12 protein-coding genes and 2 pseudogenes are annotated in these 15,558 nt (G+C 69.3%); 9 read left to right on the top strand and 5 right to left on the bottom strand.

Annotated elements, in window-relative coordinates; all coding sequences use genetic code 11:
* Positions 1 to 242: 242 nt before the first annotated feature.
* The 5 genes and pseudogenes from AC3XYG_RS29435 to AC3XYG_RS29415 all read right to left on the bottom strand — a co-directional run bounded on the left by AC3XYG_RS29435 (position 243) and on the right by AC3XYG_RS29415 (position 4,806).
* The gene (locus AC3XYG_RS29435) at positions 243 to 1,106 is read right to left on the bottom strand and encodes an ABC transporter ATP-binding protein (protein ID WP_489143435.1); all 864 of its coding nucleotides are present in this window, start codon (positions 1,104 to 1,106) and stop codon (positions 243 to 245) included.
* The gene (locus tag AC3XYG_RS29430) at positions 1,103 to 1,909 is read right to left on the bottom strand and encodes an ABC transporter permease (RefSeq protein WP_489143434.1); all 807 of its coding nucleotides are present in this window, start codon (positions 1,907 to 1,909) and stop codon (positions 1,103 to 1,105) included. Before AC3XYG_RS29430 ends, AC3XYG_RS29435 begins: the two co-directional genes overlap by 4 nt.
* A pseudogene (locus AC3XYG_RS29425) lies at positions 1,906 to 2,747 on the bottom strand (ABC transporter permease). Before AC3XYG_RS29425 ends, AC3XYG_RS29430 begins: the two are co-directional and overlap by 4 nt.
* Before the next feature lies 1 nt (position 2,748).
* Positions 2,749 to 3,843, bottom strand: coding sequence for an ABC transporter substrate-binding protein (locus AC3XYG_RS29420; protein WP_489143433.1), 1,095 nt, complete (start codon positions 3,841 to 3,843; stop codon positions 2,749 to 2,751).
* Positions 3,844 to 3,867: 24 nt separating this feature from the next.
* Complete coding sequence (locus AC3XYG_RS29415) at positions 3,868 to 4,806, bottom strand: TauD/TfdA dioxygenase family protein (RefSeq protein ID WP_489143432.1); 939 nt, start codon at positions 4,804 to 4,806, stop codon at positions 3,868 to 3,870.
* Between the two features lie 598 nt (positions 4,807 to 5,404).
* On the opposite strand from AC3XYG_RS29415, the gene AC3XYG_RS29410 reads away from it, so the two are divergent.
* From AC3XYG_RS29410 to AC3XYG_RS29370, 9 genes and pseudogenes are all read left to right on the top strand, one after another.
* A complete protein-coding gene (locus AC3XYG_RS29410) occupies positions 5,405 to 6,994 on the top strand; it encodes an ABC transporter substrate-binding protein (RefSeq protein WP_489143431.1) in 1,590 nt (529 codons plus the stop codon).
* Positions 6,995 to 7,047: 53 nt separating this feature from the next.
* The gene (locus AC3XYG_RS29405) at positions 7,048 to 8,679 is read left to right on the top strand and encodes an ABC transporter substrate-binding protein (RefSeq protein WP_489143430.1); all 1,632 of its coding nucleotides are present in this window, start codon (positions 7,048 to 7,050) and stop codon (positions 8,677 to 8,679) included.
* Positions 8,680 to 8,711: 32 nt separating this feature from the next.
* On the top strand, positions 8,712 to 9,713 hold the full coding sequence (locus AC3XYG_RS29400) for an ABC transporter permease (protein WP_489143429.1): 1,002 nt from the start codon (positions 8,712 to 8,714) through the stop codon (positions 9,711 to 9,713).
* A 10-nt stretch (positions 9,714 to 9,723) separates the two neighbouring features.
* Entirely contained in the window at positions 9,724 to 10,590 is an 867-nt protein-coding gene (locus tag AC3XYG_RS29395) for an ABC transporter permease (RefSeq protein ID WP_489143428.1), read from the top strand.
* Entirely contained in the window at positions 10,587 to 12,257 is a 1,671-nt protein-coding gene (locus tag AC3XYG_RS29390; protein ID WP_489143427.1) for a dipeptide ABC transporter ATP-binding protein, read from the top strand. Before AC3XYG_RS29395 ends, AC3XYG_RS29390 begins: the two co-directional genes overlap by 4 nt.
* A gap of 44 nt (positions 12,258 to 12,301) precedes the next feature.
* Complete coding sequence (locus AC3XYG_RS29385) at positions 12,302 to 12,928, top strand: GNAT family N-acetyltransferase (protein WP_489143426.1); 627 nt, start codon at positions 12,302 to 12,304, stop codon at positions 12,926 to 12,928.
* 25 nt (positions 12,929 to 12,953) lie between these two features.
* Positions 12,954 to 13,955, top strand: coding sequence for an LLM class flavin-dependent oxidoreductase (locus AC3XYG_RS29380; protein WP_489143425.1), 1,002 nt, complete (start codon positions 12,954 to 12,956; stop codon positions 13,953 to 13,955).
* 20 nt (positions 13,956 to 13,975) lie between these two features.
* Positions 13,976 to 15,277: an LLM class flavin-dependent oxidoreductase gene (locus AC3XYG_RS29375; RefSeq protein WP_489143424.1), complete on the top strand. Its 1,302-nt coding sequence runs from the start codon at positions 13,976 to 13,978 to the stop codon at positions 15,275 to 15,277.
* Positions 15,268 to 15,558, top strand: a pseudogene (locus AC3XYG_RS29370) (Mur ligase domain-containing protein); the annotation flags it as partial. The gene AC3XYG_RS29375 and the pseudogene AC3XYG_RS29370, both read left to right, overlap by 10 nt.

The following is a 15,558-nucleotide window of genomic DNA, read 5'->3' as shown; positions in this document are numbered from 1 at the left end:
GCAGCGGGGCGTTCACCCACCATGCCGGTGAAGTGCACTTCGCCTTCTCCGGTACCGACACCGTCATCGGCGGCGACATCAACGGCGACGGCAATTCCGACTTCAACATCGTCCTGACCGGGCATGTCGCCCTGGTGGCGGGCGATTTCCTGCTGTGAGGAGGCAAAGCGTCCGTCGGCAACGGCATGTTGGCGATAACGGATAAATGCCTCCAGGCGCGGGACTGCTATTGAAAACCGAGCTCAGGCGACTTGTGGGGCCGAGACCGGCCGCACGTGACGGTCCGGCCCCATGGCAGGGAAGGGCGTGTCTTCGGCACGGGAGACGCCGAGCAGGGCGAGCACCTGGTCGCGCAGCCGGATGAAGCCGGGATCGGACCGGTTGCGCTTCACATCGGCCCGCACCGGAAGCACGGCCGCGATCCGGCCGGGATGCGGGTGCATGACGACGATGCGGTTGCCGAGATAGACCGCCTCATCGACGTCATGGGTGACGAGCACCGCCGTGATGCCCTCATGGCTGACGATGCGCTTCAGCTCGTCCTGCAGGCGCAGCCGGGTCAGGGCGTCGAGGGCGCCGAGCGGTTCGTCCAGCAGCAGGAAGCGAGGGCGGTTGACCAGGGCGCGGGCGATCGCCACCCGCTGCGCCATGCCGCCCGACAGCTGCGACGGATAGGCCTTGGCGAAGGATTCGAGCCCGACCAGCTCGAGATGGCTGTGGATGAGCTCCCGCTTCTCGCGCCTGGCGAGCTTGCTCCGGCGCAGGGCCGCCCCGACATTGGCCTCGACGGTCAGCCAGGGCAGTAGCCGGTGTTCCTGGAACACGATCGACCGGTCGAGCCCAGGTCGTTCGACCGGCTTGCCGTTGACCCGGATCTCACCGTCATAGGCGGTGTCGAGCCCGAGGATCAGCCGCAGCAGGGTGGACTTGCCGCAGCCAGAGGCGCCGACGATGGTGAGGAATTCGCCCTGGTCGACGGTGAGGTCGATGTCGGACAGGGCCTGGACGCGCTGCCCGGCGACATCGAAGCGCTTGCTGACGCCCGCGATCTCCAGGGCATGCAGGCCACGCCCGGCGCGCGGTTCGATCTTGAGGGGGACGGTCATCGGGGTCTCCAGCGCAGCAGGTGGCGCTCCAGGGCCGAGGCGAGCAGGTTGAAGAACACGCCGACGGCGCCGAGCAGCAGGATGCACAACAGCAGCAGGTCCATCTGGAACAAATGCTGCCCCTCGTTCATGCGGCCGCCGAGCCCAGGCGCGATGTTGAGCAGCAGCTCCGCGCCGATGGTCGCGACCCAGGCATAGATCAGGGCGGCGTGCAGGCCGCTGAAGATCTGCGGCAGCGCGCCCGGAATGGCGATCAGCGCCACGAAATCCAGCCAGCGGAAGGTCAGGACGTCGGCGAGCTCGCGATAGGCGCGCGGGATGCCGGCCACGCCCTGCCAGGTGTTGATCACGGTCGGCTGGAAGGCGGCGAGCGCGATGAAGGCGACCTTGCCGGTCTCACCGCCGCCGAACCACATCGACAGCAGCGGCACCCAGGCGAACAGGGCGATCTGCCGGTGCACCAGCAGGATCGGTCCGAGCAGCCGCCGCATCAGGGCCGAGAAGCCGATCAGCAAGCCGGCGACGAGCCCCGCTGCGGCACCGATGGCGAAGCCGAGCAGGTCCCGCTGCAGGCTGGCCAGGAGATTGCCGGTCAGCCCTTCCGAACGGAATTCCGACACGCCGCGGGCCAGCACCGCCTCCGGCGACGGCAGGAATCGGGGATCCGCCGCGCCGAGATGGGCCAGGATCTCCCAGCTGATGAGAATGACCAGGGGGAGCGCGAAGGGTCGCCATCGCGCCGGGGTCGGCCAGGGGTGGGACTCTCGCTGAGCGGTCTCGATCGCAGCGGCGGGCGCGCTCATCGCGATGCCTCCGCCCGCCAGCGCTGCAGGCGGTCTTCCGCCAGCGTCAGCAGTCCGTGGAAGACCAGGCCGATCAGCCCGATGACGACCATCGCCACCAGGACCAGCTCCAGCTGGAACAGCTGGCGGCCATAGGCCATGAGGTAGCCCAAGCCCTCGAAGGACGCGAGGAGTTCGACCGCGACCAGCGTCTGCCAGCTGTTGGCCAGCCCCTCGCGCAGCCCGGTGAAGATCGACGGCGCCGCCGAGGGCAGCACGATGGTCCCCAGCGTCGACGATCGGCTGAAGGCGAGGACCCGCCCAGCTCGACATACTGCGCCGGGACGTCGCGCACGCCCTGGCTGGTGTTCAGCACGGCCGGCACGAAGGCCGACCAGCCGATGATGATGATCTTCAGCTCCTCATCGATCCCGACCAGCAGGATCAGGATCGGCAGCCAGCCCAGCACCGGCACCTGGCTCAGGGCCAGGAAGACGGGGTCGACGAGGCTGCGCAGCGGCTTGGACAGGCCGATGGCGCCGCCGACCAAGACCCCGCTCAGCGCGCCGGCGGCAAAGCCTTCGGCGACGCGGCGCAGGCTGGTCAGCGTCGCCGAGAGGAGCGAGCCGTCCTCGACCCCTTCGGTGAAGGTGTCGAGGACGGTTTCCGGCGACGGCAGGATCTGGTCCGGCAGCCAGCCATGGCTGGACGAAAGCTGCCAGGCCAGGAGCAGGCCCGCCGGGACGACGAGGCCGAGGGCGACGTCGCCGGCGATCCGCAGGCCGCGCCGGACGCGACGGGCGGGCGCCGACCCGCCGCCCCCCGCGGCGGAATGGGAGTCGATCTGCCCGCCCGCCATCTCAGTTCGACGCCGCTCTGGTCTGCTCGACCTCGCCGTCGGTCACCTTCTGGCCGTTGGCGTCGAAGGTCGGCCAATAGTGCTCGAGCTTGAGGTCGGCCAGCGCCTGGTTGAGGTATTTGGTCTCGAACCAGCTGTCGACGTCGACGTCCTTCTTGATCAGGCCATAGGCCTTGGCCCGCGCCACCTGGTCCTTGTAGCGGGCAATGATGTAGTCATCGACAACAGGCGTGATCCGGTGGGCCAGGCGCTCGTCCTTGAAATCGGCGGCAAAGCTTTCGACCGGCAGGCCGGCCTTGGCCCAGATATCGAACACCGCCTGCCGGTTGCCTTCATCGGCGGCGAAGTGGGCCGCCTTGACGAAGGCATGCACCACCTTGGCGGTGATATCCGGATGGGCCTGCTCGAACTCTGTGGTGACGTAGAGGCCGGAGTTGCGGCCGAGCGTCGGATTGTCGCCCTTGGTCGAATAGATGATCTTCACCACGCCCTGCTTGGCGAGGTCGAGATATTCCGAACCGCCGAAGGACGCGTCGACATTGCCGGAGACGAGGGCCGCGGTGGCCGAGTTCGAGTCGAGGCTGACGAAGCGGATATCCTTCTCCGTCAGGCCATGCGCTTCGAGCACGCGGTCGGTTGCGATCTGCAGGTTGGTGCCGCGAAACTGCGCCACCTTGTGGCCCTTCAGCTCCTCGACGGATTTGATGTCGGAATTCGGCGGCACCGCGAGGTAGAGCGGGTCGTGGGTGCCGGCCGAGGCAAGGAACTTGGTGGCGAGCCCCCGCGACCGGCCGACGATCGCCGGCAGGTCGCCCAGCCCGGCGGCGAAGTCGAGCTGGCCGCCGGCGAGGGATTCGTTGAGGGCAGGTCCGGCACCGCGGAAGAAGGTCCAGGTGACCGTCACGTCGGGCTGGTCCTTGAACTCCGCCTCGACCAGCTTCTGCACATGGGCGACGGAGATGTAGTCGCCATAGGCGAAGGGTCGGTCGTCGAGGCCGACGCCGGGATAGCCGATGCGGATGGCGATGGGATCGGCTGCGGCCGGCAGGGCGGCGCCGAGGCCGGCAAGAAGCACGGCGAGTGCGATGAATTTCATGACAGGGGTTCCTGGCCGCGAGCGTCAGGCGGCGTTCGCGGCGGGATTGCGGGTCGTCGTCTTGCGGGTGGCGCTGTGGCGGCCGTCGACGCTCACCGGCACGTCGCCGTCGAGGGTGGTGCGGCGGACGATCCGCAGCGCGTCGCCATAGTCGTTGACGCCGTAATGCTGGGTCGCCCGGTTGTCCCAGATCGCGACGTCGCCGGCCTGCCAGCGCCAGCGCACCGTGTTCTCGGGCCTCAGCACATGCGACTGCAGCAGCTGGTAGAGATGTTCCGTGGCGCTGCGCGAATAGCCGACGAAGCGCTGCACGAAGGCGCCGAGGATCAGGGAGCGCTCGCCCGTCTCCGGATGGACCCGGACCACGGGATGCTCGGTCTCGTAGACGGTGGAGGTGAACACCTCCTCGAAGTGCCGGCGCTCCGCCTCATTGGCCTGCGGCCGGCGCGCGGCATAGTCGTAGGCGTTGCTGTGGACGGCCCACAGCTGCTCGGCCGCCGCCTTCAGCTCCGGCGGCAGGCCGTCATAGGCGGTCACGGTGTTGGCCCAGACCGTGTCGCCGCCGACCGCCGGGATGGTCACGCCGCGCAGGATCGAGATCTTCGGGTACGCGTCGACGAAGGTGACGTCGGTGTGCCAGGAATCGGCGCGCCCGTAGCCGCTGCTGGAATCGAGTTCGAGGATGACGGTGGTGCCGGGGCGGGCCGGTTCGGTCGGGTGCCGCACGAGGGTGCCGAGCCGGGCGGAGAACCGCTCCTGTTCGGCATCGGTCAGATGCTCCTGGCCGCGGAAGAAGATGACCTTGTGGTGGAGCAGGGCGGCGTTGATGGCCGCAATCGCGTCGTCTGGCAGGTCGCCCGAAAGCTTGACGCCCCCGATCTCCGCGCCGATGCGGACGGTGAGGGGCGTGAGATCGAGACGGGTCTCCGACGGCTGGGGCCGGGCAGTGGTGGTCGTCGTCATGCGACGTGACTCCTGATGGGGCCGGTTCTCGGCCCGTGACATGTGGATCGTGGCGAGGCATGCGTTCGGGGTTCCCCGCGCCGGGGGCCGCTCGAACGGGCTGTTTCGCAGGGGGTGTCCGGGAGCCTGTTCGGTCAGGCGCTGCGGGCGAGACTGCCGTGCCGGCCATGGCCGACGGGCACCGTGCGAGACAGCCCGCATCGACACTGGCCGGCGCCGCGGCCATGGATCCCGGACCCGGCACATGCAACGCCGCGAGCGGCCGTCGATGACGGACCGGACGGCGTCGCAGCGATGATCGGAAGCGTCCGAACCGGGCGGATCCATGTCGTCATGATCGTCCTTGCATCGTCAGGCCGTCCCGATCGCGGTCCATCGGTCCGGGAGGGCCAGGTGCTAGAATCACTCATACGGTCAGTGATTAAATATAAATACGCAATTCAAAAATGTTGGTACCACAAAAAATCTACAGATTTATGTTGATAGTGGTTTGACTCACGATCATGGATCGTGAAATGACTCTGGGCTTGGTTCAGGACGGGAGACGGTTGTCGTGGCGGCAAGAACGGGTCTGATTCACGCTGTCATGGGGATCGCCATGGCCATGGCCGCGCTCGGCAGCCCTGGCGCGGTGGCCGCGGATGGCGCGACGCCGGTGCAGGGCGGGTCGCTGGCCTGGGGCGTCGAGACCGAGCCGACGACGCTGAACCCGCATCTCAACGGCCAGGCCAAGGCCAAGCTGCTGCTGCGCAATGTCTTCGAATCCCTGCTGGCCCGGACGGCCGATGGCGGCTACGTGCCCTGGCTGGCCAGCGGCTACACCGTGTCGGACGACGGCAAGACCTACACCTTCACCCTGCGCGACGACGTCACCTTCAGCGATGGCCGGAAGCTGGACGCCGCCGCGGTGGTCACGAACCTCACCAAAGTCAAAGACCCTGCCTATTCCGCGGCGGTCAGCACCGGGCCGATCTCCCGCGTGGCGGAAGCCCGTGCCCTGGACGACAGGACGGTGGAGCTGACGCTGAAGGCCACCTACGCGCCATTCCTCGACTACATCGCATCGCTGGAGATCATCTCCCCGGCCGCCTTCGACTCGCCGACGCTGAAGGCCGGCGGGCACGCGGTGGCGGGCACCGGCCCCTTCATCCTCGATCGCTACACCAAGGGCCAGGAGGCCCATTTCATCCGCAACCCGGCCTACCATTGGGCGCCATCGACCGCGTCGCATCAGGGGCCGGCCTATCTCGACGAGGTGACCTACCGCTTCCTGTCCGAATCCTCGGTGCGTACCGGGGCGCTGAGCTCCGGGCAGGTCGACCTGATCGAGGGCATCTCCGGCAATGACGCCGGGCTGTTTCGGGACGATCCCGACTTCCGCTACCAGCACGCGCTGAACTCCGGCACGCCCTGCACGCTGTACCTCAACACGACCTGGGGCCCGACCCGGGACGTCCGCGTGCGCAGGGCGGTGGTTGCCGCGGTCGATGTCGATGCGGTGCTGCAGTCGGTCTATCGGGGTGAGCGCACCCGGGCCTGGGGCATCAACGCGCCGATCGACACGCAGCTCTACGATGCCGGCATCGAGCGCAGCTACGGCAACGACCCCAAGCTGGCCAACACGCTGCTCGACGAGGCGGGCTGGACCGGCCGCGACGCCGATGGGTTCCGCACCAGGGATGGCCAGCGCCTGCGGATCGAGGCGACCCAGGCCCAGGCCACGATGCGCGACCAGCGCGACGTGCTGCTGCAGGCGTTGCAGGCGCAGCTGCGGCAGAAGGCGGGGATCGATCTCGCCATCGCCTATGTCGACCCCGGCACCTATGCCGACCGGACCGTCAGCGGCAAGTACGACGCCATCCTCAATTCGACCACGCCGGCCGGCGACGGCTTCAACATCGAATACCATTACCTGCCGGTGGATCAGGGCGGCCGCATCAACTACAGCCGCACCGCGGCGCCCGAGGTGCTGGGCTGGCTGCAGGCCGCCGCGGCGACCCTGGACCGCAAGGCCCGCTTCGACCTCTACGCCCGGCTGCAGCGCTTCGCCGTCGTCGAGCAGGCCTATGCCCTGCCGCTCTATGTGCCGGAGGACCAGATCGCCGCCGCCGCGCATGTGCATGGCGAGGGCTTCCGGCCGTTTTTCCAGATGCCTGAGAACGCCTACGACGTCTGGGTCGAGCGCTAGGCCCCGGGTCCCGCATTTATCGCCGCCCGTCGGCCAGCAAGGAGATCGTTATCGTGGTTGTGAGCAAGCATTTGCGGAGGCTGGCTGTCGCGGCACTCGGCGTCTCGGTCCTGGCCCTGTGCGGCCAGGCCTCCCATGCGGCCACGGACACGCCAGTCAGCGGCGGCGCGCTGACCTGGGGGGTGGAGACGGAACCGGCCACGCTCAACCCGCAGCTCAACGGCCAGGACAAGACCAAGCTGCTGCTGCGCAACGTCTTCGAATCCCTGCTGGCCCGCACCGCCGATGGCGGCTACGTGCCCTGGCTGGCGACCGGGTACCGGGTGTCGGACGACGGCAGGACCTACACCTTCACCCTGCGGGACGGCGTGGCGTTCAGCGATGGCCAGGCGTTCGACGCCGCCGCTGTCGTGACCAACTTCGCCAGGCTCAAGAATGCCACCTATTCCGGCAGCATCAGTGCCGGCCCGGTGTCCCATCTGGAACTGGCCCGCGCCGTCGACGACAAGACGGTGGAGCTGACGCTCAAGGACACCTATGCGTCGTTCCTCGATTTCGCCGCGGGGCTGGAGATCCTCTCTCCCGCTTCCTTCGACTCGCCGAAGCTGAAGGCCGGCGGGCCGGAGGTGGCGGGCACCGGCCCCTTCATCCTCGACCGCTACACCAAGGGCCAGGAGATCCACTTCGTCCGCAACCCGAAGTACAACTGGGCGCCGTCGACCGCGGCGCATCAGGGGCCGGCCTATCTCGACGAGGTGACCTATCGCTTCCTGTCGGAATCCTCGGTCCGCATCGGGGCGCTGAGCTCCGGGCAGGTCGATTTGATCGAAGGCATCCCGGGCAATGACGCCGCGGTGTTCCGGGACGATCCGGAATACAGCTACCAGAAGGCGCTGAACACCGGCACGCCCTATTCCCTGTTCCTCAACACGGCCTACGGACCGACACAGGACATCCGCGTGCGCAAGGCGCTGGTCGCCGCGATCGATGTCGATGCGGTGCTGCAATCGGTCTATCGCGGCGAGCGCACCCGGGCCTGGGGCATCACCTCACCCATCGATACCCAGTTCTATGATGCCGGCATCGAGCGCAGCTATAGCCACGACCCGAAGCAGGCCAACGCACTGCTCGATCAGGCCGGCTGGACCGCGCGCGACGCCGACGGCTTCCGCACCAAGGACGGCCAGTGCCTGAGCATCGAGGTGGTGCAGGCCCAGGCCACGGTGCGCGACCAGCGCGACGTGCTGCTGCAGGCGCTGCAGGCCCAGGCCCGGCAGCAGGCGGGGATCGACCTGGCCATCACCTATGTCGACGCCGGCACTTACACCGACCGGCGCCCCACCGGCAAGTTCGGCTCCATCGCCAACTCCAACACGCCGACCGACGGGATCGACATCGAATACCACTACCTGCCGATCGACCAGGGCGGGTCGATCAACTACAGCCGCGCCGCGGCGCCGGAGCTGCTGACCTGGCTGCGGGCGGCCGCTGCCACCCTGGACCACAAGACGCGCTTCGACCTCTACGCCCGGCTGCAGCGCTTCGCCATCGCCGAGCAGGCCTATGCCCTGCCGCTCTACGAGCCGGAGGACCAGATCGCCGCCGCCTCGCAGGTGCACGGCGCCGGCTTCCGGCCGTTCAAGCAGCTGCCGGAGAGCGCCTACGACATCTGGGTCAGCCGGTAGCCGGCCGTGCGGCCGGGCAGGAGCAGGGCATCGTGACGATCGAGAACTCCACCACCATCCGGCCGGTGCCGCTGGCGACCGGACGTCGGTTCCGCGGCATGCGCGGGTCGCTGCCGGCGCAGATCCTGGGCCGCATCGGCTCCGGCATCCTGGTGCTGTGGACCGCGGCGACGCTGAGCTTCGTCAGCCTGCAGGTCGCGCCGGGCGACATCGTCAACCTCTTGATCGGCGAGCAGGTGCGCACGCCGGAGGTCGAGGCGGCGGTCCGCGCCGAATGGGGTCTGGATGACCCGCTGGTCGTGCAGTATCTGCGCTATCTCTGGCGCGCCCTGCACGGCGATTTCGGCCGTTCCTACATGCTGCAGACCGATGTCGGCCCGCTGATCCTGTCGCAGCTCCTGCCGACCTTGAAGCTGACCGCTGCGGCGCTGGTCGTGGCGATCGTCTTTGCCGTGGCGACGGCGGTGCTGACGGCCGGCCGGCCCTGGGCGCGGCGCATCGCCGGCGGCGTCGAGCTGGTGCTGGTGTCGACGCCGTCCTTCTGGCTCGGCATTGTGCTGCTGTTCATCTTCAGCTTCACCCTCAAGCTGTTTCCGGTGGCCGGGGACCGCAACTTCGCCGCGCTGGTGCTGCCGGCGCTGTCCCTTGGGCTGTCGCTCGGCGCCGTGGTCGGCCAGGTCCTGCGGCAGGGGCTGGAGCGCGCGCTGGAAGAACCCTTCGCCCTGACGGTGCGCAGCTGGGGGGCCAGCGGCCTGACCCTGCGGCTGCGGCACGGCCTGCGCCATGCCGCGCTGCCGGCGGTGACCCTGACCGGCTGGCTGGTCGGCGGGCTGCTCAGCGGCGCTGTCATCACCGAGCTGGTGTTCGGCCGGCCCGGCCTCGGCAAGATCACGGTCGATGCGGTGCTCAGCAAGGATTTGCCGGTGGTGCTGGCGATCGCGATCTTCTCGGCGGCGATCTATGTGGGGATCAGCACCCTGGTCGACCTCCTCTACCTCGTCCTCGATCCGCGCCTGCGGGCGCGCAGCCGGTGAGGGGGACGCCATGACCATCGCATCGACCGCTGCATCCCGGGCGCCCCGCCCGGGCCTGCTCTCCACCGGTCTCCGCCATCCCGGCCTGCTGGTCGCGGCGGCTTTCCTTCTGGTCATCGTCGCGGCCACGGTCTCGCCGGGCCTGCTCACCGGTATCGATCCGATCGCCGCCGATCCGCTACAGGCGCAGATGCCGCCCGGCATCGGCCATTGGTTCGGCACCGACCAGCTCGGCCGCGACGTGTTCTCCCGCGTCGTCCATGGCGCGCGCTATTCGCTGTTGATCGGCGTCAGCGCCATGCTGATCGCGGTGGTCGTCGGATCGCTGCTCGGGCTGCTCGCCGGGCTGGCGCGCGGCTGGGTCGATGAGGTGATCACCCGCTTCCTTGATGTCGTCTCCGCCTTTCCGGACCTGCTGCTGGCGCTGGTGCTGATCTCCTTCACCGGCCCCGGCACCGGCAATTTGATCTTCGCCCTCGGCGTCGCCTCCATCCCGCGTTTCGCCAGGGTGGTGCGGGCCCAGACCTTCGTCGTCGCCGAATCCGGCTATGTCGAGCAGGCGAAGACCTTCGGCCTGACCCGGGCGACCCTGGTCTGGCGCCATGTGCTGCCGCATGCCATCGCCCAGGTGCCGGTTCTCGCCACCATCGGCCTCGGCACCGCGATCATCGGCGCGGCCGGGCTCAGCTTCCTCGGCATGGGCCCGCAGCCGCCGGTACCGGAATGGGGCGCGATGCTGTCCGAGGGGCGGAACTATCTGCGCAACGCCTGGTGGGTCGCGGTCTGGCCCGGCATCAGCATCACCCTGACGGTGATCTCGGTCAGCGCGCTCGGGCGCCGGTGGCAGGCCGCCTTCGAGGGCAGGAGGCAGCCGTGACCGCAGCCGATCCCCTGGTCAGGATCCGCAACCTGACGATCCGCTTTCCCGGTGCCGCGGGGATGGCGGCCGTGGTCCGCGGGCTCGACCTGACCATCCATCGCGGCGAAACCGTCGCCCTGGTCGGCGAATCCGGCTCCGGCAAGTCGGTCACCGCCCGCTCCCTGGTCGGACTGACCGGCCCGGGGGCCGAGGTCACCGCCGACGTGTTCGAGATCGACGGCGAATCCGTGCTGCAATACCGGGAACGGCAGTGGCGCCGGCTGCGCGGCCGCCGGATCGGCCTGGTGCTGCAGGACGCGCTGGTCTCGCTCGACCCGCTGCGGCGGATCGGCCAGCAGGTCTCCGACGCGCTTGGCGCTCCTGGCGGCGTGTGGGGCGGCCTGCGCTGGGGCCGGGTGGACCCGCGCGCCAGGGTGCTGCTGCAGTCGGTCGGGATCCCCGATCCGGAACACCGTCTGCGGCAGTATCCGCACCAGCTCTCCGGCGGGCTGCGGCAGCGCGCGCTGATCGCCACCGCGATCGCCGGCCAGCCCGATCTGGTGATCGCGGACGAGCCCACCACCGCGCTCGACGTCACCGTGCAGCGGCAGATCCTCGAACTGCTGGAACAGCGGCAGAGGGCTGGCAACACACTGCTGCTGATCAGCCACGATCTCGCCGTGGTTTCCCGGCTGGCGGACCGCGTGCTGGTGATGCGGAACGGCGAGGTGGTCGAACAGGGGCGCACCGCCGACCTGCTCTCGGCACCAGCCCATCCCTACACGCGCCAGTTGCTGGACGCCGTCCCCTCCGCCGCCTCGCGCGGCTATCGCCTGGCGCCCGCGCCGGAGGGGAGGGCGCTGGGCCGGCCAAGACTTCCCCTGCCGGCCAAGCGGGTCGATCCCCAGCGCCGGGTGCTGGTGGCGGAGCGGCTGGAGAAGCGCTATGGCAGCGGTGCCGCGGCGGCGCTGGTGGTCAACGACGTGTCCTTCGAGCTGGCGGCCGGCGAAACGCTGGGCACCGTCGGCGAGTCCGGATCCGGCAAAAGCACGGTGGCCCGCATCGTGCTGGGGCTGGTCGCGCCGGATGGCGGCCGGGTGCTGGTCGATGGGCAGCCCTGTAGCGAGCTGGAGGAACGGGACCGCCGCGCCCGTCGTGCCAGCATCCAGCTGATCGCCCAGGATGCGCTGAGCTCCTTCGACCCGCGCTACAGCGTCGACCGGATCGTCGGCGAAAGCCTGGATGCGGTGCAGGTGTTCGGTGCCGAGCGCCGGCGGCGTGTGCTGGAGGTGCTGGACGCGGTCCGGCTCGGCCCGGCCTTTCTCGACCGCCATCCGCGTGAGCTGTCGGGCGGGCAGCGCCAACGCGTCGCGATCGCGCGCGCCTTCGCACCGCGGCCGCAGCTGCTGGTGGCGGATGAGCCGGTCAGCGCGCTCGACGTCTCGATCCAGGCGCAGGTGCTGGACCTGCTCGCCGAACTCCAGGCCGAGTCCGGCACCGCGCTGCTGTTCATCTCGCACGACCTCGGCGTCGTCCATCACCTCGCCGACCGGGTCGTGGTGATGAAGGGCGGCCGGGTGGTCGAATCCGGCGATGTCGCGGCGGTCTTCGCCGCCCCGCGCCACAGCTACACCCAGGCCCTGCTCGCCGCGGTGCCGACCCTGGCCGCCGCGGCCGCAGCCTGATTTCGAGTCCATTGAACCGAGGACAGATCGTCCGGGATAGAGGCATGAGCGACATCATCATCCACTCCTCCCCGCTCGCTCCCGAAGCCCAGCCCCTGCTGGAAGGGCTGATCGGCGAGTATGACGGCCGCTATGGCGGTCTCGAAAGCCGCCCGGGGGGCGCCCGCACGGAGATCCTGCGCTATCCGCCGCGGGCCTTCGCGCCGCCGATCGGGGACTTCCTGCTGCTGCTGCGCGACGGCGAGACGATCGCCGGCGGGGCCTTCATGAGCCATGACGACGAGACGGCGGAGCTGAAGCGCGTCTGGACCCATGGCGGCCTGCGGCGCCAGGGCCTGGCGCGGCGCATCGTCCTCGCTTTGGAGGAGAGTGCCGCGTCGCAGGGCTACACCCGCGCCTATCTCACCACCGGCTTCCGCCAGCCGGAGGCTACCGCACTCTATCTCTCGCTCGGCTACCGGCCGCTGTTCGATCCGGCGGCCGATCCGGAGCTGTACCGTTCGCTGCCGTTCGAAAAGCACATCGGCGCCAAGGCCGGCCAGCCGGGGCTCTCGCCGGTGCCGGCCCCCGCTGCCTCCCTCGCGGACGCCACGGCCCGCGTGACCGCGGTCAAGGCCCAGCAGGAAGCGAAGATCGCCGCCCGGCTCGTGCAACGGGAGACGGTGGCGTGATGATCCTCCGGACAGGAAGCAGAGCATGACGGACACGGCTGGACTCCGCCTCGGCATCGGCCTCGACGTGGCGGTGCTGAAGATTCCGCACGACACGGGATGGCAGGCGCTCTGGGGCGCGGTTGCGGACCGCCTCGATGGCGCGGCGGATTTCGTGACGCTGGAGGACGGTTTCGCCCGGCCCGAAGGCGACGGGCCGGACGCGGCGCTGCTCGCCAACTGGCTGGGCGCCCGCACCCGCCACATCGGCATCATCGCCGGTGCCCCGGTCAATTTCCTAGAACCGTTTCACGTCTCCACCGCGATCGCGACGCTGGACCATGTGACCGAGGGGCGGGCCGGCCTGCTGGTGCAGCAGCTGCGTGGCGAACGGGCGGCCGAAGCCGGGCGGGCCATCGGCAGCCTCGGCGGTTTCCCGGCGATCGACCCGGCGGCGCTCGGCCGCGACGCGCTCGACGCGGTCGAGGTCATCCGCCGGCTGTGGGACAGCTGGGAGGATGATGCGGTGATCCGTGATCCGGAAAGCCAGCGCTTCCTCGACGGCGCCAAGCTGCACAATATCGATTTCAAGGGCGCCGGGTTCAGCGTGCTCGGCCCCTCGATCACGCCGCGCCCGCCGCAGGGCCAGCCGGTGGTCGCCACGACCTTCGCCTCGGGTGACGACCCGGCGCTGGCCGCCGCGGCGGATCTCGTCTTCCTGCGCCCCGGCGCCGAGGGACTGGTATCGCTCCTGGCGAAGCTGCGGGACCAGACGACAGGCCGTGACCCGCTGCGCTTCGCGGATGTGCCGGCTGGCAGGGGCGGGGCGGCGGGCCTGGCCGTGCAGGTCGCGGAGTGGTCGGCGGCGGGCCTCGACGGCATCCGCCTCCAGCTCGGCGGCCCCGAAATCGATCTGCCGGAGCTGGTCGAGACCATCCTCCCCGCCCTGCGCCGGGCGGGAGTCACGCCCGGCGCCCCGGGCGCCACCCTGCGCGAACGGCTCGGCCTGCCGGCGGCCGTGAATCGCTACGCCGCCGCTGCCGCCTGACCGCATATCGGAACCGCATCATGTCGAAGAAGCAGGTCATCCTCGGGGCGCAGTTCCCCGGCGTGAACAATTTCACCGTCTGGAGCGATCCGGCGGCGGGCAGCCAGATCGCCTTCTCCTCGTTCCGGCATTTCGCCGAGACGGTGGAGCGCGGCAAGTTCGACTTCATCTTCCTGGCCGAAGGCCTGAGGGTGCGCGAACAGAAGGGCCGCTTCCACGATCTCGACGTGGCGGGCCGCCCCAACACGCTGGCGATCCTGACCGCGCTGGCCGCCATCACCCGCCATGTCGGGCTGATCGGCACGCTGACCACCACCTTCAACGAGCCCTATCCGCTGGCGCGTCAGCTCGCGACGCTCGACATCCTGTCGGGCGGGCGGTCGGGCTGGAACATGGTGACGTCGCCCGGCGCGTTCACCGGGGCCAATTTCCGATGCGGCGACCATCTGCCCTTCGCCGAACGCTATGAGCGGGCACGGGAGTTCGTCGAAGCCGCGCGCAGGATCTGGACCCAGCCAGACTTTGCCGTCCAGTCGAAGCATGTCGACATCGCCGGTCGCTCCGCCCTGTCGCCCCTGCCGCAGGGGACCCCGGTGATCGCCCAGGCCGGCGATTCCGATACGGGGCGGGACCTCGCCGCCAGCCATGCCGACCTGATCTATTCCCGGCACGGCACGCTGGAGGATGGCCAGGCCTTCTACCGCGACGTCAAGGGCAAGCTGGCCAAACACGGCCGCCATCCGGACGAGCTGAAGATCCTGCCCGGCGCCGCCTTCGTTCTCGGCGACAGCGCGGAGGATGCGCAGGAGAGGCTGGCCGCCATCCGGCTGCAGCAGGTCAGCCCGAAGAACGCGATCGTGTTCCTGGAGCAGGTCTGGAACCGCGATCTCTCGTCCTACGACCCGGATGGTCCGTTGCCTGAGGTCGATCCCGATGTCGCCGTGCAGGCCATCTCGCAGGGCCGCGCCGCCCGTTACGACAATCGGCTGGAGACGGCCCGCACCTGGCGCGAGATCGCCGAACGCGACAAGCTCAGCATCCGCCAGCTGATCATCAAGGTGACGGCGCGGCAGCACTTCGTCGGCACGCCCGAGACGGTGGCGCGCGAGATCAACCTCTACGTCCAGTCGGATGCTGCCGACGGCTTCGTCTTCGCCCCGCATCTCACGCCCACGGGATTCGACGAGTTCGTCGACAAGGTGGTGCCCTATCTCCAGGACTGGGGTGTGTTCCGCCGCGACTACCAACAGACGACCCTGCGCGGGCATCTCGGCCTGCGAGTCGGCGGAGATGCTGCCGGCGATCAACGCCTGAGCGCTTGAACGGCCTGGGCGCCTCGGTAATGAAAGGTCACGCCGCGGACAATATCAAGACCGCCGACGCGGTGGTGGTATCGAGCGCGGTGAAGGACGACAACCCGGAAGTGGTGGCGGCACGCGCGCACAAGATTCCGGTGGTGCCGCGCGCCATCATGCTGGCTGAGTTGATGCGGTTGAAGCAGGGCATCGCGGTTGCCGGCACTCACGGCAAGACTACGACCACCAGCCTGGTCGCCAGCGTGCTCGCCGAAGCGGGCATGGATCCGACTTTCGTTATCGGCGGC

Source organism: Inquilinus sp., from assembly GCF_057815775.1.
The sequence above is the reverse complement of the archived record's forward strand: the minus strand, read 5'-3'. Positions and strand labels throughout refer to the sequence as shown.